Annotated in this window: 17 protein-coding genes and 1 riboswitch; of the genes, 11 read left to right on the top strand and 6 right to left on the bottom strand. The window is 53.9% G+C overall.

Going from position 1 to position 22,466, the window contains the following annotated elements; translation table 11 throughout:
- From DPRO_RS17300 to glgP, 3 genes are read left to right on the top strand one after another with little or no spacing between them, the layout of a single operon-like run.
- Positions 1 to 1,287 carry a glycosyltransferase family 4 protein gene (locus tag DPRO_RS17300; RefSeq protein WP_097013196.1) on the top strand — a complete coding sequence of 429 codons (1,287 nt, stop codon included), beginning with the start codon at positions 1 to 3 and terminating at the stop codon, positions 1,285 to 1,287.
- The gene (locus DPRO_RS17295; RefSeq protein WP_097013195.1) at positions 1,284 to 2,483 is read left to right on the top strand and encodes a glycoside hydrolase family 57 protein; all 1,200 of its coding nucleotides are present in this window, start codon (positions 1,284 to 1,286) and stop codon (positions 2,481 to 2,483) included. The genes DPRO_RS17300 and DPRO_RS17295 overlap by 4 nt, the downstream gene beginning before the upstream one ends.
- 14 nt (positions 2,484 to 2,497) lie before the next feature.
- Complete coding sequence (gene glgP / locus DPRO_RS17290) at positions 2,498 to 6,736, top strand: alpha-glucan family phosphorylase (protein ID WP_097013194.1); 4,239 nt, start codon at positions 2,498 to 2,500, stop codon at positions 6,734 to 6,736.
- 179 nt (positions 6,737 to 6,915) lie between these two features.
- On the opposite strand, the gene DPRO_RS17285 is transcribed toward glgP, so the two are convergent.
- Both DPRO_RS17285 and DPRO_RS17280 read right to left on the bottom strand, forming a co-directional pair.
- Complete coding sequence (locus tag DPRO_RS17285) at positions 6,916 to 7,518, bottom strand: nucleoside deaminase (protein WP_197706483.1); 603 nt, start codon at positions 7,516 to 7,518, stop codon at positions 6,916 to 6,918.
- A 273-nt stretch (positions 7,519 to 7,791) separates the two neighbouring features.
- Positions 7,792 to 8,955 (bottom strand): hypothetical protein, encoded by a 1,164-nt coding sequence (locus tag DPRO_RS17280; protein ID WP_097013193.1) that lies wholly within the window; start codon positions 8,953 to 8,955, stop codon positions 7,792 to 7,794.
- A 154-nt stretch (positions 8,956 to 9,109) separates the two neighbouring features.
- Positions 9,110 to 9,184: riboswitch (cyclic di-GMP riboswitch) on the bottom strand.
- A 533-nt stretch (positions 9,185 to 9,717) separates the two neighbouring features.
- Here DPRO_RS17280 and DPRO_RS17275 point away from each other — a divergent pair.
- From DPRO_RS17275 to DPRO_RS17240, 8 genes are all read left to right on the top strand, one after another.
- Positions 9,718 to 10,815: a sulfurtransferase gene (locus DPRO_RS17275; RefSeq protein ID WP_097013192.1), complete on the top strand. Its 1,098-nt coding sequence runs from the start codon at positions 9,718 to 9,720 to the stop codon at positions 10,813 to 10,815.
- A 2-nt stretch (positions 10,816 to 10,817) separates the two neighbouring features.
- Positions 10,818 to 11,345, top strand: a complete 528-nt coding sequence (locus DPRO_RS17270) for a YeeE/YedE thiosulfate transporter family protein (RefSeq protein ID WP_097013191.1) — start codon at positions 10,818 to 10,820, stop codon at positions 11,343 to 11,345.
- Entirely contained in the window at positions 11,345 to 11,887 is a 543-nt protein-coding gene (locus tag DPRO_RS17265) for a YeeE/YedE thiosulfate transporter family protein (protein ID WP_097013190.1), read from the top strand. The genes DPRO_RS17270 and DPRO_RS17265 overlap by 1 nt, the downstream gene beginning before the upstream one ends.
- A gap of 4 nt (positions 11,888 to 11,891) precedes the next feature.
- Positions 11,892 to 12,521: a hypothetical protein gene (locus DPRO_RS17260; RefSeq protein WP_097013797.1), complete on the top strand. Its 630-nt coding sequence runs from the start codon at positions 11,892 to 11,894 to the stop codon at positions 12,519 to 12,521.
- Positions 12,522 to 12,678: 157 nt separating this feature from the next.
- Positions 12,679 to 14,481, top strand: coding sequence for a copper resistance system multicopper oxidase (locus DPRO_RS17255; protein WP_097013189.1), 1,803 nt, complete (start codon positions 12,679 to 12,681; stop codon positions 14,479 to 14,481).
- Between the two features lie 9 nt (positions 14,482 to 14,490).
- Positions 14,491 to 15,204 carry a copper resistance protein B gene (locus DPRO_RS17250; protein WP_097013188.1) on the top strand — a complete coding sequence of 238 codons (714 nt, stop codon included), beginning with the start codon at positions 14,491 to 14,493 and terminating at the stop codon, positions 15,202 to 15,204.
- Positions 15,205 to 15,282: 78 nt separating this feature from the next.
- Complete coding sequence (locus DPRO_RS17245; RefSeq protein ID WP_157917541.1) at positions 15,283 to 15,588, top strand: SHOCT domain-containing protein; 306 nt, start codon at positions 15,283 to 15,285, stop codon at positions 15,586 to 15,588.
- Positions 15,589 to 15,643: 55 nt separating this feature from the next.
- Positions 15,644 to 16,171, top strand: a complete 528-nt coding sequence (locus tag DPRO_RS17240; RefSeq protein WP_097013186.1) for a c-type cytochrome — start codon at positions 15,644 to 15,646, stop codon at positions 16,169 to 16,171.
- Between the two features lie 117 nt (positions 16,172 to 16,288).
- On the opposite strand, the gene hpsH is transcribed toward DPRO_RS17240, so the two are convergent.
- From hpsH to DPRO_RS17220, 4 genes are all read right to left on the bottom strand, one after another.
- A complete protein-coding gene (gene hpsH / locus DPRO_RS17235) occupies positions 16,289 to 17,218 on the bottom strand; it encodes a (2S)-3-sulfopropanediol dehydratase activating enzyme (RefSeq protein WP_097013185.1) in 930 nt (309 codons plus the stop codon).
- Between the two features lie 94 nt (positions 17,219 to 17,312).
- A complete protein-coding gene (gene hpsG / locus DPRO_RS17230) occupies positions 17,313 to 19,808 on the bottom strand; it encodes a (2S)-3-sulfopropanediol dehydratase (protein WP_097013184.1) in 2,496 nt (831 codons plus the stop codon).
- 404 nt (positions 19,809 to 20,212) lie between these two features.
- Positions 20,213 to 21,658: a sigma-54 interaction domain-containing protein gene (locus DPRO_RS17225; protein ID WP_097013183.1), complete on the bottom strand. Its 1,446-nt coding sequence runs from the start codon at positions 21,656 to 21,658 to the stop codon at positions 20,213 to 20,215.
- Between the two features lie 37 nt (positions 21,659 to 21,695).
- Positions 21,696 to 22,424, bottom strand: a complete 729-nt coding sequence (locus DPRO_RS17220; RefSeq protein WP_097013182.1) for a sulfite exporter TauE/SafE family protein — start codon at positions 22,422 to 22,424, stop codon at positions 21,696 to 21,698.
- Positions 22,425 to 22,466 lie beyond the last annotated feature (42 nt).

The raw sequence follows: 22,466 nt of genomic DNA, 5'->3' as shown, positions 1-22,466 counted from the left end.
ATGCGCGTACTTATGTTCGGGTGGGAGTTCCCGCCCTATATATCAGGCGGCCTTGGTACAGCCTGTTACGGTCTGACCAAGGGCTTGGCGCAACATGGCACAGATGTACTTTTCGTCCTGCCCAGGCTGGATACCAATGAAGAAGGCGGACACTTGGACCTCATTGGGGCCAACCGTGTCCGGGCCAGTGTCGGCATCAGGGAAATTCTGGATCTGCAGGAACATGTTTCCGTACTGGAAGTACTGTCACCGCTGCGTCCCTACCTCACAGAAAAGGCGTATCTGTCACTCGTCAAACGCGAGGAACTGATCACTGCAGAAGATATTATCGGGCAGTTGGACAGCGACTTCTCAGGCGGCTACGGCGAGAACCTCATGGCTGAAATCGTCCGTTACAGTCTGGTTGCGGGTCATTTGGCCAAGCATGAACAATTTGACGTCATCCATGCCCATGACTGGATGACTGCCCCAGCTGGTATCGAAGCCAAGCGCGTGTCCGGCAAACCGCTTGTCGTGCACGCTCATGCCCTTGAGTTTGACCGTAGCGGCGAACACGTCAACCAGCAGGTGTACGATCTGGAACGAGCCGGATTCGAGGCTGCCGACCGCATTATCGCGGTCAGTCACTTCACTAGGGACACCATAATCAAGCGCTATTCCATCAACCCGGACAAGATCACGGTAGTCCACAATGCCGTTTCCAAGGAACGTCGTTTGCGAGCCATGCGCATCGAAAAACCATTCCCGGAAAAACTGGTGCTATTTCTTGGACGCATCACCTTCCAGAAAGGGCCTGACTATTTTGTTGAAGCCGCCGCCAAAGTGCTGGCCCAAAATCCGAACATCCGGTTCGCCATGGCAGGATCGGGCGACATGTTCCCCAGAATGGTTGAACGAATGGCAGAATTGAGACTGGCGGACAGGTTCCACTTTCTCGGTTTCGTGCGCGGCATGGATGTGGAACGCATCTACGCCATGAGCGATCTCTATGTCATGCCCAGCGTCACAGAGCCGTTCGGTATCACGCCACTCGAAGCAATGGTCTACGATGTCCCCTCCATCGTTTCAAAACAATCCGGTGTGGCCGAGATAATGGAAAACGCCGTCAAAATCGATTTTTGGGACGTGGACCGACTCGCCTTCGAGATTCTCGACATTCTTGAAAACGAAGACAGGGCAGCCCTTCTGAAACTCAGTGGCCGCAGGACCCTCAAAAGAGTCCAGTGGGAACATGCCGCCGAAAAGGTGATCCATGTTTACGATCAGCTTGTAGGGGGTGCCGTATGATATCCGTCTGCTTCTATTTCCAGGTCCACCAGCCCATGCGGTTGAACAAGGAATATTCCTTCTTCGACATTGGCAGGAACCACCACTACCGCGACGAAGCGGCCAATCGGGAGATCCTGCTTAAAGTGGCACATAAATGCTACTTGCCAGCCAACCGGATGATGCTCGACCTGATCAACGAATTTCAGGGGAAATTCCGCATCTCGTACGCCATTACCGGCGTTGCCATGGAGCAGTTCCAGGAGTTTTGTCCAGAGGTCCTCGACTCCTTCCGCGAACTGGCCGATACAGGCTGCGTGGAGTTCATCGGCGAGACCCACTACCATTCGCTGGCCTTCCTTTTTTCCAAAAAGGAATTCAAACGGCAAGTGAAGATGCACGGCAGGATTCTGGAGGAATTTTTCGGTTCAAAACCGACGACATTCAGAAACACCGAACTCATCTACAACAACGACCTCGCCCTAGAGGTTGAAAAGATGGGCTACAAGGCCATCCTGGCCGAAGGTGCGGATCAGGTGCTGGGCTGGCGCTCTCCCAACTACGTATACCAGCCTGCCGGGTGCTCCAAGCTCAAGGCGCTGCTCAAGAACTATCGTCTTTCTGACGATGTGGCCTTTCGCTTCTCTGATCGAAACTGGGATGAATGGCCGGTAAGCACGGATAAGTTTGCCAATTGGGTACATGCCATTGCGGGCAACGGCGAGGTGGTCAATCTGTTTATGGATTATGAGACCATCGGCGAACATCAATGGGAAGACACCGGCATTTTCCATTTCTTCCGCAGCCTGCCCCGCTCGATTCTCTCGCATAACGACTTCATCTTTCAGACCCCTGCCGAAGCCGCAACTCGCCTCGACCCCCTGGCCCAACTCGACGTCCCGTACTTCACCTCCTGGGCTGATCTGGAACGAGATGTGACGGCGTGGCTCGGCAACCACATGCAGGATCAAGCGATTGAACTGGCGTACGCTCTTGAAGACAAGGTTCTGGCAACCGAGGACGACGACATGATCGCAACGTGGCGGGAGATGCTCACTAGTGACCACTTCTATTACATGTGTACCAAGTGGTTTTCCGATGGCGACGTGCACAAATATTTCAACCCGTACGACACGCCGCACCAAGCATTCATTGTCTACATGAATGCTCTCAATGATCTGGCCCTTCGGCTGAGAGAATCTCAAACGGCGTCCTAAACAGGAGAATGCAAATGGATACCAGTTGGCTTTTTGAAGTGTCATGGGAAGTCTGCAACATGGTGGGCGGCATCCACACCGTCATCGGCACCAAGTCGGCCCAGGCCATGAAAACCTTCGAGGGCCGATACGTGGCTGTAGGGCCGTTGCTGGACCGAAACCCCGGCTTTGAGCCGTGTGATCCTCCTGACGAAATCATTCCGACTCTGGAACGGCTCAAGGAAAGAGGCATCCCCACCAAAGTGGGCCGCTGGGATGTTCCCGGCAAGCCTTGGGCCTGGCTTATTGGGTTTCAAAACGCCATCCCAGCCCATGACAAACTGCTCTTCCAGTTATGGAACGACTATGGCGTGGATTCCATGTCCGGTGGCTGGGACTACATGGAACCGGTCCTGTTCAGCACGGCTGCAGCAATGTCCATTAAGGAAATGCATGACGACATCGAAGAGATGGCCGGAGTCTTTGCCCATTTCCATGAATGGATGAGCGGAGCCGGTGTCCTCTACCTCAAGAAACATGCCCCGGGTGTCGCCACGGTCATGACCACCCACGCGACCATGCTTGGTCGAGCCATGTCCGGTTCCGGCGTGGACATATATGAGCGGCTGGATGAAATCGAACCATCCCAGGAAGCCAAGAAATTCAGCGTCACGGCAAAGCATTCCATGGAATCGGTCTCTGCCCGCGAGGCTGACTGCTTCACCACTGTCTCCAACATCACCCGACGCGAAGCCGCCTATCTTCTCGGAACCAACCCGGATGTGGTCACGATCAACGGCTTCAACCTCGAAGGTTTTGCCGAACCCGCAATCGTAGCCAAGACACGCACAACATCCCGCAAGGCGCTCATCGACCTCGCGTCCCGTTTTCTGGAACGCGATCTCGATCCAAGTAAAACGCTGCTGGTTGCGACCAGTGGACGATACGAATTCCACAACAAAGGCATTGACCTGTTGCTCGACAGTCTCGCGGAAGTGGACAACCGCCTTGCCAACTCGGAGAGCGATATCACCGTTGTCTCTTTTCTGCTCGTTTCTTGCGGCTACGCAGGATTCAGCGACGAGGCTCGCAGGCGGATGACAGAAGACCAGTCCCTCCAGAAGTTTTCCGGCATCTCTACCCATCAGCTCTTCAATGCGGAGCAGGACCCCATCGTGAACCGGTGCCGTGAAAAACGCCTGGACAATACTCCGAACAAACGATGCTGCGTCATTTTCATTCCGGTCTACCTCGATGGCAACGACGGTATTCTGAACCTCGAATACTACGAAGCACTGGCCGGCATGGACCTGACCGTGTTCCCGTCCTTTTACGAGCCGTGGGGCTATACTCCGATGGAAAGCGCGGCCTTTGCCGTGCCCACCGTCACCGCCGATCGCGCCGGATTCGGGCAGTGGGTTATGGAAAAATATCCGAAAGGTCACCCAGGCGTGCAGGTGATCAACCGTCTTAAGGACAACTACGACACGGCCCGTACCAAGCTGACAGACTTCCTGCATGATTTTACCAACTGGACCAAAGACGAGCGAGCACACCGCAGTGCCGAGGCCAGAAACATTGCAGAGGAAGCGACCTGGGAGCACTTCTACAATCGCTACATCGAAGCATATGCCTACGCAGCGGGTATCCGAACCGAGCGCATTTCAGGCGTTCAGCGTTTGGCGACCGTGACCGGCAAGGAAGTCAGGTTCTCCGGCGTCAACACCACACAACCCCGACTCAGGTCATTCACGGTCGTAACGGAACTCCCCCAGGCCCTGGCACGGCTCCGTGAACTGGCCAACAACCTCTGGTGGGTCTGGCATCGCGATGCCCAGGAACTTTTCGAATGGATGGACGCGGACAAATGGCGTGAGTGCGGCCACAACCCGGTCCTCTTCCTGGACACCATGAACCGCGACCGTCTGAACCATCTCTCGGGCGATATCGAATTCATGGGTCGCTTCACCAATATCATGGAGCGATTTACCGCCTATATGGAGGAAAGGGACAAGGCCGACATCAGCGGCATCACCTGGAAGAATCCCATTTCCTATTTCTCCATGGAATTCGGCCTGCACGAGTCGATCCCCATATACTCGGGCGGACTCGGGTTGCTGTCAGGTGACCACATCAAGTCGGCCAGCGATCTGAACCTGCCTTTTGTCGGCATTTCACTGCTCTATAAGCAGGGGTTCTTCCACCAGAGGATCAACGGCAACGGGGAGCAGGTGGTAGAGTACAAGGAAAATGATTTCGCAACCATGCCCATCACTCCCCTGCACAATGGGGAAACCGAGAAAGTCCTCATCGCTGTGGACTTGCCGGGAAGGACTGTCTACGCCCAGATATGGGAAGTTCATGTTGGCAGGGCGAAACTCTACCTGCTGGACACCGATCTCGTTGAGAATTCCCGTTCGGACCGGGATATAACATCGCGCCTGTACGACCCTTCGTCCACAGGACGCATTGAACAGGAGATCATCCTTGGTGTGGGCGGCATACGATTGCTGCAGGCACTGAAAATCGAGCCATCGATCTACCATCTTAACGAAGGGCATTCCGCCTTTCTGCTCTTTGAACGGATTCGCCAACTCATGCTTATCGACGGCGTAGACCTCGCAACCGCCAAGGAAATAGTGCGAGGTTCCACGGTATTCACCATGCACACACCGGTTCCGGCAGGCAATGAACGTTTTGAAAGGTCGTTGGTTGAAAACTACTTCCGGGGATACGCTGAAGAAATGGGCGTGCCTTGGGATAGTTTATGGAATCTCGGCCATATCTATGCCGAAGAGGCGGACCACTTGAACATGACTGTGCTCGCCCTCCAGCTTTCCAGCATCCGCAATGGTGTCAGCAAACTCCATGGTGACGTTTCCCGACGGATGTGGATGGACCTGTGGCGGGGTTTCCTGCTCGGTGAAATACCAGTCGGGCACGTTACCAACGGTGTACACATCACTTCATGGCTCGATGAACGGTTGCGGCATGATCTGGAAGAAAGCTGCAGTGTTGACGTCCATCAGACATTGGTAACCGGCAGCGATTGGAACTGCCTGGATTCCATTGATGATCGCCGCCTGTGGGACAGCCATGTCGCCTTGAAGCATCGCCTTTATGACGAAGTTCGCCGGTCAATCTCCCATCAATGGAAACGTGAAGGCGAGCCGCCCAACAGGTTGAACGCATTTCTGAAATCACTCAACCCCGACCACCTGACCCTCTGCTTCGCCCGGCGGTGCACCGCATATAAGCGCCCCACCCTGATCTTCCATGATCTGCAACGGATCAAGGAGATTCTCTGCCACAACGACAAGCCGGTGAACATCATCTTCGCTGGTAAATCCCACCCGGCCGACACAATCGGGGCTAGTTACATCAACCTCATATGCCGACTTGCCAAGCAGGACGATTTCCTGGGCAAGGTCATATTCCTGGAAAGCTACGACATTCGACTGGCCCGACTACTTGTTTCCGGCGCCGATGTCTGGCTCAACAACCCGACCAGACTCATGGAAGCCAGCGGGACCAGCGGCATGAAGGCTGCAGTCAACGGCGTACCCAACTGCTCCATACTCGACGGCTGGTGGGACGAGGCTTTTGACGGCCAAAACGGTTGGGCCGTCGGAAGCGGTCTGGTGTACGAAAATCAGGTCAATCAGGATATCGTTGACGCCGAAAACCTGTATGCAACCCTGGAAACCGAAGTCGTTCCTGAGTTCTACGATCGAGATGCAGACGGAATACCCCATGCCTGGATCAGGCGGATGAAGGAGTCGATGAAGACAGGATTCAGGCAGTACGGGACACACCGTATGGTCAACGACTACATCGACGACATGTACTTACCCGCCATGGAGCATTCCGAACACCGCAACAGGAACAACTTCGCCCTTTCCAAGGAAATCGGCGAATGGCGCAAGCGCATTCCTGGCCGCTTCTCGACAGTCACCATCAACGAGGTTCAGGTGGACGGCATCCACGGCGATGTCTTCAAGCTCGGCAACAAGCTGACGGTCGCGGCCAAGGTGGACAAAGGACAGCTCATGGATGAGGAAATCCTCGCCGAACTGGTCGCTGCCACACCAGACGAGCAAACCATCGTTGACTGCATTCCAATGAAACTGAAGCACTCCGAAGGCAACATACTGGAGTTTCATGCAGAGTACGCACCCGACACATCAGGCCCGATTCGATACGGTGTTCGGGTCATCCCGATTCACAGCGGATTGGTCAGCAAGTGCGAAACCCGGCTCATCAAATGGAGTTGATGTAGTATCACGAGCAGTACGCAATCTGTAGATATCACCTGAAGAAGATCACTTTTGATCGTTCTTTCGGGCGATAACAAACAAATTACGAACCAACAAAAAGGCGCTTATGAGAATCATAAGCGCCTTAATCATGGTTGAAGCACAAGCTGGAATCGTGTCGGACTTTGTGCTGTTGATCAGTTGCCCTGGCGTGCGTTGTAAACCGTATTCTGCGACGCTGCGAACTCGCGGTACGCTTCGAGGGCTTTGTCGCGCAGTACATCCTCGGTCAGGGAAATACCGCGACGATTCAGCTCCTCACGCCAGTCCGGGCTGACAGGCCCCTCATCAAAGCCGGTGATTTCTTCCAACTCCGGACCGTCACCCGCAATGACCAGTGAACGCACTCCGGACCAGAGCACGGCGCCAAAACACATTGCGCACGGCCGCCAGTTGACCACCAGTTCGTGGTCCGGCATCCCGTCTGCACCGAGATCGTAATTGTTGAGCATCTTCTGGGCCAAAGACAATGCCATGATCTCGGCATGGGCCGACGAGCAGTTGTGTGGCATGACCCGATTCACGCCAATGACCACGAGCCGCCCGGATTCGCGCTCAAACACCCCGGCTGCAAAAGGACCGCCGGTGTTGCGCAGGAAGTTCTGACGCGAAAATTCAATCACCGCGGCCATACGTTCCTCCGGGGTGGGCAGGAACTCCGGCAACTCGTCGAGGGCGGAAACGGCCCACTCGGGCATCTCAAGGGTAAAGGACAACTCTGTTCGAGAATCTATGCTCATTAATGAACTCCAGAAATGAATTTTGAAATGAGAGAAAGGGCTATCTCCACGCACACGAAAAAGCAAGAAAGAGTCGTGAAATATTATAGCCGCCCGAAGAAGCCATTTCCGGGTAGTTCCATCACTTTTATCTGGCGCGAAAAGTACAACACGGGGAATCAAGGCGTAAGGAAGAAAGGCATCCAGCCCAATTATAGAGGAACGTCGATCGATTACCACATTCCACGGCGCAAAAGAAAAGGCCCGGAGGAACCGGGCCTTTACATGGTGAGTTTATTCTGGCTTGAAATAGCGGATCGTTTCCATTCGTTGTATGACATCCGCGATCTGCTCTTCGGTCAATGGCCATTTATCTGTATTCATGTCTTTACTGGGTGCACGCCACGCCGCATAAACCTTGGCAAATGATTGATCGACCTGACTAATGTAGAGCAATCCGCTTTCGGTGTTATTCCCCTTTTTCACCAGCGAATCTTTCAGATCGCTACAGAAAAAGCTGACAATGACTTTATCATTATCAGAGCTCACCACTTTGAGCTCTGCCTGAGCATCGCACCCAAGAGCCAAGAAGTTCATGGATTCTTCTACAAATCGGTTCATATCATATTCGGGCAGGTGGAAACCGTACACTCCATACAGTTTGCTCCAACTCTCAAACTCCTGTGAAACAGGTATCTGATCGAAGGCAAATGTGTTCGCAGTCTGATTTCGGTCACTTTTAATAAACTGGAGATCATTAACACTCTTTACCCAAGGGGCAACCGGATATGTCAAAACACCCTGGTAGAGTTGGATCGTTTGTTTCAGTTTCACGACCTCGACAGCCTTTTCAGGTGCTGCAGAAGGCTGCACGGAAGAAGCTTTTACGCGCTGGTTAATCAAGCCATAATCGAGTTCGCCCAGGAAATCCTGAATCACTTTCTCCATGGCTTTACTTCCGGCATAGCCATTGCTCATTTTCCAATCGGCTCTTTCTGCAGTCGCTGTTGCTGAGGACTGGGTGCGTTGGATGAGACTACCGGCGTTATCAAAAATATCCGTATCCATCGAAATGGAGAAGGTATCGGGAGGCCAGAAAGGGAATGTTGGCTCAGACTCTGTCTGGAGTCTTGGCACGACGATTACCTGAGCTCCATTTGCCATGGCATCATCTTTATTCTCATAATACCCGATGCTGTCACATGTCTCATTCAAGGCGTAACCAAGCCCAAAGTGCAAATCGGCGTAAGGTGTATATTTGTATGAATCACTGATACTCCCTTCAACGACTTCCTTGCTTAAATTTGACTCGGAGATGCAGATACCGCAGGCACCATCAATCTGGGCTGCTCCTTGCGTGTAGCCAAAATCCAATGGCTTGGTACTAATAGTCCTTGCACGGCAGCCTGCCGAAAAAAGAATGAATACACTCAAAAGAACCAACAGAATTTTTTTCATATTACCCTCGATTTAAAACACACCCTCATATGAACCACCCCAAAACCCCACAATAGTACACACATGCAGCCAGTCTACTTGTGCGACACGGCTGCAAGCCATTAAAGCTGTTTCAGGATTATTTTAAGGGTAGCAGAGCATTAACGACACTCCCCCCGGCAGCCCGGCTGTCTCAATGAGACCCGTGGCTTTCCGTCACCACCTCACGATGGCTTTGGCTTTAATAGACATTGTTTGAAAGCGGGCACTCTACCGGCAACCGCAATCGACAAAACAAATATCGACTAACAAATTACATTCATTGATACAATATCGATCAGATAAACAGGGGATGAGAATAGGTAGCTGAAATCGTCATCGTAACTCTCTGTTTGTTTTCAGCAAACCATCAGCCCTTCGCAGCGTCAATCTGTGGTTCTTGTCAGTATCGAGAATAAAATACTGGCGAATAAGCCACAGCCAACACACGATGCCTACCGTATTAGATCGCTATCGCAGCCATAGCCGGTCCCTCAATATGAATAATGCCGAATGGATCTGACATTTTTAGACACCCCCCTTGAAAAGAGACAACCGTTTCCGTACGGTAGAAGGTCTCTATACAAAATAGAGTGTCTTTTATCTCGTACAATGAAAGGGGAGTTATTCCCCTTCAAAGCACCATGAGACACACCGCATTCACCACAAGACTAATGACAAAGAAGAATGTGATAGTTTCAAGCGCAAGTCTTGAATAAGTTGGTTATAAAAGGAGGTTCACCTATGTCTTCAAACATGATCAAACGGCTCGTTATTGCCGGTTTGCTTATCCTGGCCGGTATCTGGAGCGTCAGTTCCGCTCCGGCCGAGGGAGGATTTGCAAACAGCAATTTGCTGGCCACTCCCCAGTGGGTATCCCAGAACATGACAAACGAAGATGTGATCATCGTTGATGTCCGGGAAGATAAATATGTAGATAACAACGTCATTCCCGGTGCTATCCACATGCCCTGGCGACTCTTCCGAAAAAACGACCTGCTCTACGGACTGGGCGGTGTTTTCGTGGGGTTGGACGAAGCACAACGAATATTGGGAGATCACGGCATTTCCCGCTCCGACACCGTGGTGTTGTATGATTCGGTGCAGCGCGATGGCGGCGCCACCAGTTCCTATGTGTTTTGGGTCCTCGACCTTCTCGGCCACAAGGATGTCCGCATTCTGGAACGCGGCGTTGATGGTTGGCAGGATGCCGGATTCACTGTGGACTCCACTCCGGCCAAGCGTGAGGCGCTACTGTATCAGGCACCTCTGAGCGAAGTGAAAGTCCGTAAGCGCATCAGCGGATCAGACATCTACCAGCGACTTGGCGACCCATACTATCAGATTCTGGATGTTCGTTCGGAGCAGGAATATCTCGGTGAAAAGCCCAACACCGGCCTGGACGGAACGGTCCTGAAGCTGGGCCATATCCCCACGGCGTTCAATATTGACTACACCCTCAACTGGGCATCACCGGAAACAAAAGCCATCAAATCGTATAACGAGCTTGCCAACCTGTACGCAGGCTTGGACCCGTCCCGCGGTACAGTGGTCTATTGCCACTCCGGTCGTCGTGGATCATTCGGGTACTTCATTCTACGACTGATGGGTTTTGAAGATGTCATGCTCTACGAGAACTCCTGGTTCGAGTGGGGGGCACCCGACAATTTCTACCCAGTGGAAACCAAGGCGAACACGCCTACTAGAAGCTACGGCCTACCCTCTGCCAATGCCGGGAGCAACAAGACACGGATGACCCAACCTGCAAGCAGCGCATCGAGCAATTCAACGGGCAGCAAGGCTTCCGGTTCCAATGACGGCTACATCTCTTGTGGAGGTTAACCATGCAACCCACTAATACCGATCCCAAACGATGGCCGGTGGTTCCGGCCGCCGCGGCTCTGGCTGGCATCATTGTTTTCATCTTTGCCAGCTTTGGCCCACCAGCTTCATCAAGTGGTTTTGTAACGACCCTCAAGGGGCTGTTTCTGGAAATAGCGCCACAATATGCTGCCGAGAATCCCCATTACGCAGCCCTTCCCGGCCCGGGTTCATGGCTCATGGGGTTTGTGCTCGGCATGGCTGCCGGTGGTTTTATTGCTGCCGTGACGGGTGGTCGCCAAATCAGAAACGTTCCGCAAATCTGGATACGCCGATTCGGGCCAAGCCCGATCAAACGATACGCGGCAACATTCATCGGCGGCTTCCTGATTCTGTTCGGCGCACGACTGGCCGGAGGCTGTACTTTGGGACTCTTCATATCAGGCAGTACCCAGTTGGCAATCAGCGGTCTGCTCTTCGGCGCAGTGATCTTTGCGACAGCGATGCTCGCTGCCCGAATGGTCTACGGCAAACAAGGCGGGAAAAAGTAATGACGGAAATAGTAATTGGCATTCTCTCCGGAACAGTATTCGGTTTCGTGATTCAGCGGGTCGGGGCCACTGATCCCGAGGAGATGGCTCTGGGCCATCTCATGCAGGATTCACGCATCCCCCGATTCATGCTCATGGCGGTCATCTTCGCAGCCATTGGCCTTTTTGCCCTGCAAGCGGTCGGCGTTGGACGCACGACCATCCTCCCCCTGACCATTGGCGGCATTCTGGTCGGTGGCACCCTGTTCGGTCTGGGCTGGGGATTGGCTGGATATTGCCCCGGCACATGCTGGGCCGCTGTTGGTGAAGGCCGCATGGATGCGGTTTTCGCGCTTATCGGTGGCATGGCCGGAACCGCGGCCTTCGCCCATCTGCATGCCTGGATCATTCCGGCCGTGTACGCTCCGACCAACATGGGGCAAATAACCATGGGCGACCTCTTCGGCGGCCAGTTGACCGGCCTTATCGTGGAAGTCGCCTTTCTAACTGTTGCAATTTGGCTGATAGGAAGGCTCTGGCGCCATGGTCCTGAAACACAGTAAACGTATGCATAATCGAGCACCCACCAGACTCGTCGCAGTCTGCCTGTTATTGACACTTATGGCCTGCACCGATGGCGGTTCATCATCTGAATCGCCATCGGTTGAACTGGATGTGCCACGCGGATACCAATCGACTGTTCGCATTGAAATCGGTGGGCAAGTGGCCTCATTCGGTCCCTTTGTCGGGTACTACTTTCGCCCTGAATCAACGGATGATCTGAGCCGACTCGACTTTGTCTGCTTCAACGAGCGCGGCTTCTACTCATCCGATATGCCGGTTAACGCTCAGCTGTTCAAAGGACAGGCTGTACTGGCCCGACTCCCGGGGACACGATCGGACCAACCGGCACCCATGGGCCGCATCACGCCGGTGGTCTTTGACAAAGCCCCGGCGTCCTGGCTTGCCACCCGCCCGGAACCGCAGGATTCATATCTTCATTTCCATTCACTGCACGATGGCCGCGGAGCCAGGATGGACGGATACTGGATAGCCCACGAAGCCCTCGCATCCTTCACCTACGACATGGGCGGGCGCGTCGGGCAAGACAGCGTATTGTATCATGAAGTCGAAGCAGGGACCGATATTCGATTTGCACCACTGATCGAGTTCGACCAAGGACCGGACGGGAAGTAACAACTCATCCGGTCCTTGCACTCGGATTCATTGTTTCTATTCGTTTTACCCAACTCATTGCCGGAATCAATCGACACAGCTATCCGAGTAGTATATGGTGGAACTATTAATTTAGAACCAGTTATAATCATTCAAGATAAACACCATGAGGAGCACAATGTCGCGAGGATTCTTCTCACGTCGTCAATTCGTCAAAGGACTCGCTGTTGGCGGCACCATGCTCGGCATGGGCATATCGCCCACAGCGCTGTTGGCATCGACCAGTTCGACAACGCAAAGCCCGGTCCTGAGAGGCAACAAGTTCGACCTTTCCATCGCCCCCATGCGCGTCAACTTCACCGGCACCGAACGGACAGCAACGGGTATCAATGGCTCGATTCCCGGCCCCATTCTCCGCTGGAAAGAGGGTGAAACAGTCACGCTCAACGTGAAAAACATGCTGGCCGAAGACAGCTCCATCCACTGGCACGGCATCATCCTGCCCGAGAACATGGACGGCGTTCCGGGCATCAGTTTCGACGGTATCAAGCCGGGAGAGACCTACAAGTACCAGTTCAAGCTCAATCAGAGCGGCACCTACTGGTACCACAGCCACTCGGGTTTTCAGGAACAGACCGGCATGTACGGTGCCATCATCGTCGACCCCATCGAGCCCGACCCATTCAGCTATGACCGGGATTATGTCCTCGTGCTTTCCGACTGGTCGGACGAAGACCCGGACAACATTTACGCCAAGCTCAAGAAGTTGAGCCACTACTACAACTTCAACGAGCGAACAGCAGGCGACCTCTTTGAGGAGATTCAGGAAAAAGGACTTGCCCGCACCTGGAACGACAGAGCCATGTGGAATCAGATGCGGATGACCGATCGCGACCTGTCTGATGTCACCGGCTATACCTACACCTTCCTGATGAATGGCCAGACACCTGCCCAAGGCTGGAAGGGCCTCTTCAAGCGAGGGGAAAAAGTCAGACTGCGGGTCATCAACGGCTCTGCCATGACGTTCTTTGATTTCCGCATTCCCGGCCTGAAAATGACGGTGGTCGCTGCCGACGGCCAGAACATCGAGCCGGTATCGGTCGATGAATTCCGCATCGGCGTTGCCGAGACCTATGATGTCATTGTCGAACCCAAGGACGACACCGCCTACTGCGTGTTCGCCCAGGCCATTGATCGCTCCGGGTATGCGAGAGGCACACTCACGCCGGACGCTTCCCTTGAAGCAGATATTCCTGAAATGGACCCGCTCCCCATCCTCGGCCACCGGGACATGGGCATGGCAATGGACATGGAAGGCATGGATCATGGAAGCGGCGGTCACACCATGGGCAACATGGAGTCAGAACCAACCATGGACCACTCCCAGCATCAGATGCCGGACCAGATGCCGGACCAGATGGACGACATGGCAATGCTTGGCCGGGCCGGATTCGGCAGTCAGGAGCCGATCGTTCACGCACCGACCGAGTTTGGTCCCCATGTGGACATGCGGGCCGAAGCACCGCAAATGCGACTTGACGATCCCGGAGTCGGACTCAGGGATAACGGCCGCCGGGTGTTGACCTACGCCGACCTGCGCAACCTGTACCATACGCCCGACATGCGCGAGCCGGAACGGGAAATCCAGCTCCACCTGACAGGCAATATGTCCCGCTACATGTGGTCCATCAATGGCGTGAAGTATGCCGATGCAGAGCCTATTCAGCTCAAGTATAATGAACGAGTGCGCATCACATTCGTCAACGACACCATGATGAACCACCCCATGCACCTGCACGGCATGTGGTCCGACCTCGAAACAGGCGACCCGCACGCCATCCCGCGGAAGCACACGGTCATCGTCCAGCCCGGCTCGAAGCTGAGCTATCTGGTCACCGCTGATGCCATGGGCAGTTGGGCTTTTCATTGCCATCTGCTCTACCACATGCTCGGCATGTTCCGAAAAGTCACTGTCAGCTAGGAGAATCACATGAATAGATACATTATACTCATCCTGGCATTTCTGAGCCTTCCCATGGTGTCGTTTGCCGAAGAAATGGAAGATGACCCACTGCTCTTTTCACTGATGGTGGACAAGCTCGAAATGCGCACCGCAGACGACAGCAATCCCGTTGAATGGGACGCCTCATTCTGGGTCGGCAAGGACATCAACAAACTCATGTTCAAGACCGAAGGGGAATACCACGACCAGAAACTGGAAGAGGTCGAATACCAGGCCCTCTACAACCGGGCTATCTCAGCTTTCTGGGACCTGCACGTCGGTGGGCGCAAGGACACCTATCAGGAGCCGGGCAAGCCGGATCGCAACTGGTTCGCCATAGGGTTTGAAGGAGTCGCACCGTACAACATTGAAATCGACACCGCGCTGTTCCTTGGAGAAGAAGGGAGAAGCTCGCTTCGCTTCAAGGCGGAGTACGAAATTCTGTTCACCCAGCGGCTCGTTCTGGTGCCGGAAGTGGAAATGGACTTCTACGGTACGGACGACTCGGAAACCCAGACCGGTTCAGGCTTGTCCGAAACCGAACTGGGGATGCGCCTCAAGTACGAGATAAAGAGGGAATTCGCCCCGTATATCGGCGTGAATTGGAGCAGGCTCTGGGGACAAACCGCCGACTACGCCAAGGATGAAGGAGAAGACTTCGACAATATTCGATTCGTGACAGGAGTCAGTTTCTGGTTCTAGAGCCACTCTAACGGCCTGACGGATGTCCTTCTTCCCTCCCCGACGAACATGGGGAAAACGAAAAACATTGGAGTTATTATGAAGAAGATGAAAGTCGCGCTGTCCGGATTAGCCCTGACAATGGTATCCTTGCTGGCTGCATGCGGCCAGCAGATGGGACCGAGGCAACAGCATGGATACATGATGAACATGCCATTTGGCGGATTGATCATGATCATGGTTCTGGTTGCGATTGTCGTTTTCATTGTCTTGATTCTCAAGGGAGTCCTCAAAGGAGACCCGAGCAGTCAATCGCCGGAGGATATCATCAAAAGGCTATATGCCAGCGGGGAAATCAACAAGGAAGAATACGATCAACTCAAAAAGGACTTGAGCGACGAATAGCGCCCTCTAGTCATTTCAACCTTGGAGCATCAAAACCGATCAAGGAGGCAACAGCATGAAACCAATTGGCAAATGTATTCTCGTCATTGCCCTCAGTACGCTCTTTGCCCTTCCGATTCCCATGACGGCCTATTCCAGTGAAGGTCACTCTCATGAAGAACCCCAGACAGACATGGACGGATTCTTCAAAGGGGCTTCGCTGGAAAATGGTTCCAGAATCTACTTTGTGGGCCGCACCATTTCAGGCAAGCCGGTCGAGAGAACCGGCGGCCCGCACTGGCTGTACATGCACGGCGGCGGGTGTGCCAATTGTCATGGCGACAACGGTCAGGGCGGAATCGTTCCAATGATGTGCGCCAAGAGTTCACCGCCCATTACCATGAAAGCATTAACCAGCGGCACCCACAAACACAACGGCACCGAAGAGCACCACACACCTTACACGATCGAAACCATCAGGCAGGCTCTTGAGAAATCCGTCAACCCTGACCTCAAGCCATTCAGCCCGTGCATGCCGCAGTGGTTCCTTTCCGATACGGATTTTCGCGACCTCCTCTACAAGCTGAAGGAACTCGACAAGTAGCAATGCCTACCTCGTGTGGTACTTTGAAAAGCTAACAACACAACTCCATGCAAGCAGGAAGCGCCCGACATCACTGCCGGGCGCTTCGTATACCTTGGGAGGAGGTATGGGGTTGAACTAGCTATTATAGGTATCGACCAGACGTTTGAGGCCGTCAAAGACCTCTGGATCGAGCTTGAGGTCGGCAGGCAGCGGGTATTCGCGGCCCGTGCTCTCATATTTGGGCTGGCCCATCCGGTGATATTCGAGAATCTCGTATTCCACCTTGTCTCCGGGCAGCTCTTCAAGAAATTTGATGATGGCAGTGACGTCAGCTTCGGTATCGTTGAAACCGGGAATGATGGGCGTGCGTACGCGAATGTTCAGCGTCGGGAACTCCTCGCGAATCCGCTTGAGGTTCTCCAGAATCCGATCATTGGGCTGGGCAGTGAATTCCTTGTGCTTGTCGCTGTCCATGGACTTGATGTCATACATCAGCGTGTTGATGTATGGCAGCGCTTCGCGAAACTCTTCATACTTGGCCGCTCCGCACGTTTCCACTGCGGTATCCAGATGACGGAGCCGCGCTTCACGCAGCAGTGCTGTTGCGAATTCGGGCTGCTGAAACGGCTCGCCGCCCGACAGGGTCAACCCGCCGCCAGACCTGGCGTAGAACATTTCATCCTCTTCCACACGCTTCAGCGCGTCATCGACCGTGATTTCATCGCCGTACACAATCAACGCACCGGCTGGACACGCATCAGCACAGTGCAGACCGCTTGAGCAGACATCACGGTTGATATCGATTTTCCCGTCTTCCCCCTGCGTGATGGCCCCCGCAGTGCAGACTTCGGTACAGCGAATACATTTTTCCAGTCCGAGGCATTTGTTGCGGTTGTATGCGAGCTCCGGCTTGAGCAACTGGGATTCAGGATTGCTGCACCACTTGCAGCGCAGAGGACACCCCTTGAGAAAGACGATGGTACGGATACCGGGGCCGTCATGAACGGAGTACTTCTGAATGGAAAAGACGATGCCGGTCGTTTTCTTATCGATAAGGGAGCTCATTGGATTTCCTTTGCGCGGTTGTATCAGATGAGGTGGCAGGGGCGGGTTCTCCGCCGCCCCTGCCGGTTTATGTGGGTAAGGAGGTCGTATATGTTTAGATAGCTTCGTGAGCGGTACGACGGATCAGGTCGTCCTGCAGATCCTTGGACAGGTCGCAGAAGTAGGCGGAATAACCGGCGATACGGACGATCAGGTTACGGTACTTCTCAGGATTCTCCTGTGCGGCCTTCAGGGTTTCGGCATTGATGACGTTGAACTGAATGTGCCAGAGGCGCAGGTCGCAGAAGGTGCGGATGAAGTCGGACAACTTCTTGGTGCCTTCGGGGCCCTCGACGCACTTGGGAGTGAACTTGATGTTCACGAGGCGAGCAGCGCGCTCACGGTAGTTGAAGTTCTTGGTCGTGTAGTTGGACAGCATGACAGCGGTCGGACCGTTCTTGTCTGCGCCATGGGACGCGGAGGAACCGTCGGACAGAGGTGTCCAGGCCATGCGACCATTCGGGGTTGCGGAGACAACCTTGCCGAAAGGTACGTGAGAGGTGAAGGGAACGTAGCGGACATCGAGATGCACGCCCAGCTCCTGCTGGTACTTGTTGGCGAAATCAACGCAGATGCGATCGAGTTCCTTGGCAATGGAGTCCGCGTACGGATCATTGTTGCCGTAGCAGGGAACGTTCTGCAGCATGGCGCGGACATCTTCCTTGCCCTCGAAGTTGTTGCGGCAGGCTTCGATCACTTCGGCCATGGTCAGCTTCTTCTCTTCAAAGACCAGCTTCTTGATGGCGGACAGGGAGTCAACGATGGTGCCGATACCCATGAACTCGAAGTAACCGAGGTCGATGCCTTCGGGAACATCAGGCTGGTGAAGATCAACAGCGTGCTTCATGCACAGGTCGTGCATGGCGGAACCGAACGGAGTCGCAAAGTGCTTCTTGCGGTTGTTGATGACGTGGTACTGCTGAGTGAAGGCGGTCTTCAGGAAGTGAACCTGCTGCGCCTTGTACGCATCAAAGAACTCGTCCCAGGTCTTGAAGGAGGTCGGATCACCGGTTTCGATGGACAGCAACTGATCGCCGTACTTCTGCATGCGGCCGTTGTACATGGCCATTTCCAGAGCTGCGGCAAAGTTGATGTAGGCGTTACCGGAGGTGTATGTGTCGCGGTTGGGCATACGAATCTCGGCACAACCGGAAACAGCGTAATCGTAGATTTCCTCGAACTTGGCGCCCTTGGACAAGTGCAGCGGAATGACTTCCTCGTCGTTGATCAGCTTCGGGAAACCAGAGCCTTCCTTGATGGTCTCAGCGACTTCAGCGAGGAAGCGTTCGGGTGAACGAGCGTGGATACGAGCAGCCAGATCAGGATAGTGATGCGGGAACTCGCGCTTGGAACGCAGGAAGAGGTAGGTCAGTTCGTTGGTGGCATCAAGGCCGTCCTTGGTCTGACCACCGACGGTGACAGCTTCCCAGTGAGCGTATCCTTCGTTGAAGGCGCCGCCTTGAGGGGAGATGTAGAGGTCGATGAACTGAGCCATGCCGACGTACATGCACTCGATCAGCTCGATGGCTTCGTCATCGGTCAGGATACCGGCTTCAATGTCCTGTGCATAGTAGGGGTAGAAGTACTGGTCCATGCGACCGTTGGAGATGATGGTACCGGTCTTCTGCTCGATGCGGGAAAACATCTGGGTGATCCACTGAGACTGTACAGCCTCGCGGAAGTTGCGTGCCGGATGTTCGGGTACGCGGCGGCAGTTGGCGGCCATGGCTTCTAGTTCGGCCTTGCGGGTCGGGTCGGATTCTTCTGCTGCCAGCTTTTCGGCCAGATCGGCGTGACGGTTGGCCCACAGGATGACGGCGTTGCACACGCGGACGATGGCTTCGTAGAACGGCTTCTTCTCGGCGTTGTCGGTGGGAGACATCGGATCAAGGCTGTCCAGCATTTCCTGGGCCTCATCACGAATGCCGCCAAAACCGCGCTTCAGGATCTTTTCGTAGTCATGCACCCACTGGAGGGAGGAACGGAAAGAGGAAGTCTCGTTGACGATGAAGCGGGACTGGAGTCCTTCGGGATCATCGTAAGTCAGCTTGTGAATCTCTTCGGGCAGAGCGATGTTCAGTGCTTCGTGGTAGGTCTTGCCCTTCCAGTAAGGAGCGATCTCTTCCACGACGATGCGGGCGTCTTCTTCGGTGATGGAGAACGGGGAGCCTTCACGCTTGGGCAGTTCTTCAACAGCCATATCGAGGAAGTCACCATCCAGTTCGGGGTACAGGATGCCGTAGCGACCCTGGTAACCGGCGCGACCGGCGAGCAGCTGATCGTCATCGATGTAGACGGTGATGTTGGCGGCCACATGCTCCATGGCCTTTGCCCAGCGAAGAATCAAAGGCTCGCCTTCGGTCTCCTGCATGGACTGGGTGAAATACAGGGCACGTTCAACGTCAATCTGCGGCTTGAGGTTCTCGATACGATCAAGAATCTTGAAGACGCGGGCGTGCGTTTCACGGAACTTGTCTTCCTTGCCTTCGATACGGTCCTGCAGACGCTGTTCGTGGGGGGTCATGGTTTCGCAGCAATGTACGTTCAACATTGATCCTACTCCTTACATGTGTGTTCTATGTGGGCGCTTTCACGACGAGGAAAGCTCTTTTGCAACCCTTCGCCAACCGGCGATGACTCCTTAATGGCAAACGGTGTGCCAAAGACTGCAAAACCAGGAAAAATCACACAAACACTTGAAATAGTGTACTATTATTGATTTTAGTGAATTTCATCGAAATTGGGAGAAAAAAACACTTCCCAAAGGGGATGATGCAGAAATGCAGCGCTGATCAGAGGAACACAATAAAGAGCGTAAATTCGGCAGGATACAAAAACGGTGCAAATTTGCATCGTGATGCAAACCTGCACCGCGGTTATGCTGACCATACCAGAAAAAGCCGCCCTGCTGCATGCAAGACGGCTTCTTTTTTGAAATCCATTCATCTGAGATAATTACTTATCCATGTCTTCACTTGAAATTCCGGCTTTTTTCAATTTGCGAAAGATGGTGGTCCTGTTCACGTTGAGTTTTTCGGCAGCCTTGGTGGTAGAACCGTACCGCTCAATCGCGTGCAGCAGGTATTTGGCCTCCACTTCAGCCATGATCGTTTTCAGATCCTTGCCTTCCACATCGTCGAAGTCGAGGCCAATCTGCCCCGGTTCGCATTGCATATCCGACGAATCCAGCATGCGCATTGGCAGGTGCCGCAGTTCAACGCGATCATCGTGGGAAGTGACGGCCAGGCTGTGCATGAAATTTTCCATCTCACGAATATTGCCGTCCCACCGGTAGTTCAGCATTGCCTCTTCCACCTTGGCCGACAGCTTCAGGTTTCGTTTGTATTTCGTATTGAACTGCTGGCGGAAGAAATGGAGCATGGCATGGACATCCTCTCCCCGTTCACGGAGGGGCGGGATGTTGATGACCGCCACATGGAGCCGATAAAACAGATCACTGCGGAATGTGCCCTGACGGACCTCCTCTTCCAGATCCCGATTGGTGGCGGCGATGATACGGACATCGATCTTGCGCGCCTTGGTAGCGCCAACGCGTTGAATCTCGCTATTCTGCAACACACGCAGAAGCTTGCTCTGCATGGAAAGCGGCAGTTCCCCTATTTCATCAAGGAACAACGTACCTTTGTCCGCCATCTCGAACATGCCGGGTTTGCCGCAGGAATCGGCACCGGAAAAGGCTCCGGGCGCGTAACCGAACAGTTCCGATTCGATGAGATTCTCCGGAATGGACGTGCAATCCACCTTGAACAGCGGATGCCCTTTTCGGTCGCTTTTTTCATGAACTTCACGAGCCAGCACATCCTTGCCCACACCGGTTTCGCCCAGAAGCAACACAGTGGCGTCGGTCTTGGCCACGCGTTCTATCTGGCTGTACAGCTCGACCATGACCGGACTGGTGGACCGGTACAGGCTCTCGTTGTTCTGCTGAATTTCATGCTTGTATTTGTTGATCAACTGCTTCTGGGCAACAACCTGCTCTTTGAGCTGCGATATGAGCGCGATATCCCGAACAAAGGTGACGACCATCTCCACATCTTCATCATAATCGAAGATAGGATGCGCCATGAGCACGACCTTGCGCCCCTTGTTGGTCATCTGGACAGCCGTGGCCGACTTTTTCGTTGCCACCACCTTGGAATTGAGCGCCAGATCAAAGACCCCGCTCTCCACCAGTTCCTTGACGTTCTTGCCGACGATATCCTCGGCCTTCAGGCCGGTCAGATTCTCGTACATCTCGTTGACCGTGATGGTGTCCCCATTACTATCAGTAATGTACAGCCCATCGCGCATGGTATCGAAGACCTGACAAAGGTAGCTGGAAATCAGGTATTTGTTTTTGGGGGCAATGCGTCTTGCCCGTTTCGAGTTCTCATATTCCATGCTGTATCCTTTATTTCCTCAAACAATGAAGCAGTCATCATAAACACGAGTAGATGACAGAAAGCCCGGCAGTCATGATCACCATGAGAATAATCCGGCGATACACTGCCTGAGCCACAAATCGTGATGCAAAAATTCCTATACCGCCACCGGCAAGCACAGCCGGAACACCTATGGCGGAGTACCGAAGCGTTTCCATTGTAACGGCACCGGAAACGACCTGCCCGATCAATATAGTGATGCCCGACAGGACAAAGCAAGCCCCGAGTAATCCCTTGGCCTTTTTTTGCTCCCAACCACCGGCGGTCACATACACCGCCAGGGGTGGACCATTGAAGCTGAACAGCGCACCGAGCAGCGTGGAAAAGAAGCCTGCCACCGCTCCCCAGAAAGAATGCTTTTGCATCTGCCCGGCGTGGTCCGATTGAAAAAAGGAATACATCCCATACAGCACGAGGAACACGCCCATGGTCAACTTGAGTGCGCCTTCCGGCACGGTCTCCATGATTACCAGTCCTGCCACTACACCAACCACGCCGCCAATCACCACGGATCGCAGCGCTGACCACGGGATATTGTGCCTGTACGCCCAGGCCATTTGGACATTCAGCATGACGATGATCGGCATGGCGCTGACAACAGCCGTTTCCATGGGAAGGACAATGGTGAGGATCGGCATGGCAACCATGGCAGCACCGAAACCGGCGAGGTTGTTGATTGCCCCGGCTACGAACCAGGCGAGACTGAAAATGATGAGATCGAGCATTCAAACACCTTAGCAAATTGCCTGCCATTACATAACAAAAAA

Source organism: Pseudodesulfovibrio profundus (assembly GCF_900217235.1).
In the GTDB taxonomy this organism is placed as follows: domain Bacteria; phylum Desulfobacterota; class Desulfovibrionia; order Desulfovibrionales; family Desulfovibrionaceae; genus Pseudodesulfovibrio; species Pseudodesulfovibrio profundus.
Note: the sequence above shows the minus strand (reverse complement) of the source record. Positions and strands in the feature narration are given on the sequence as shown.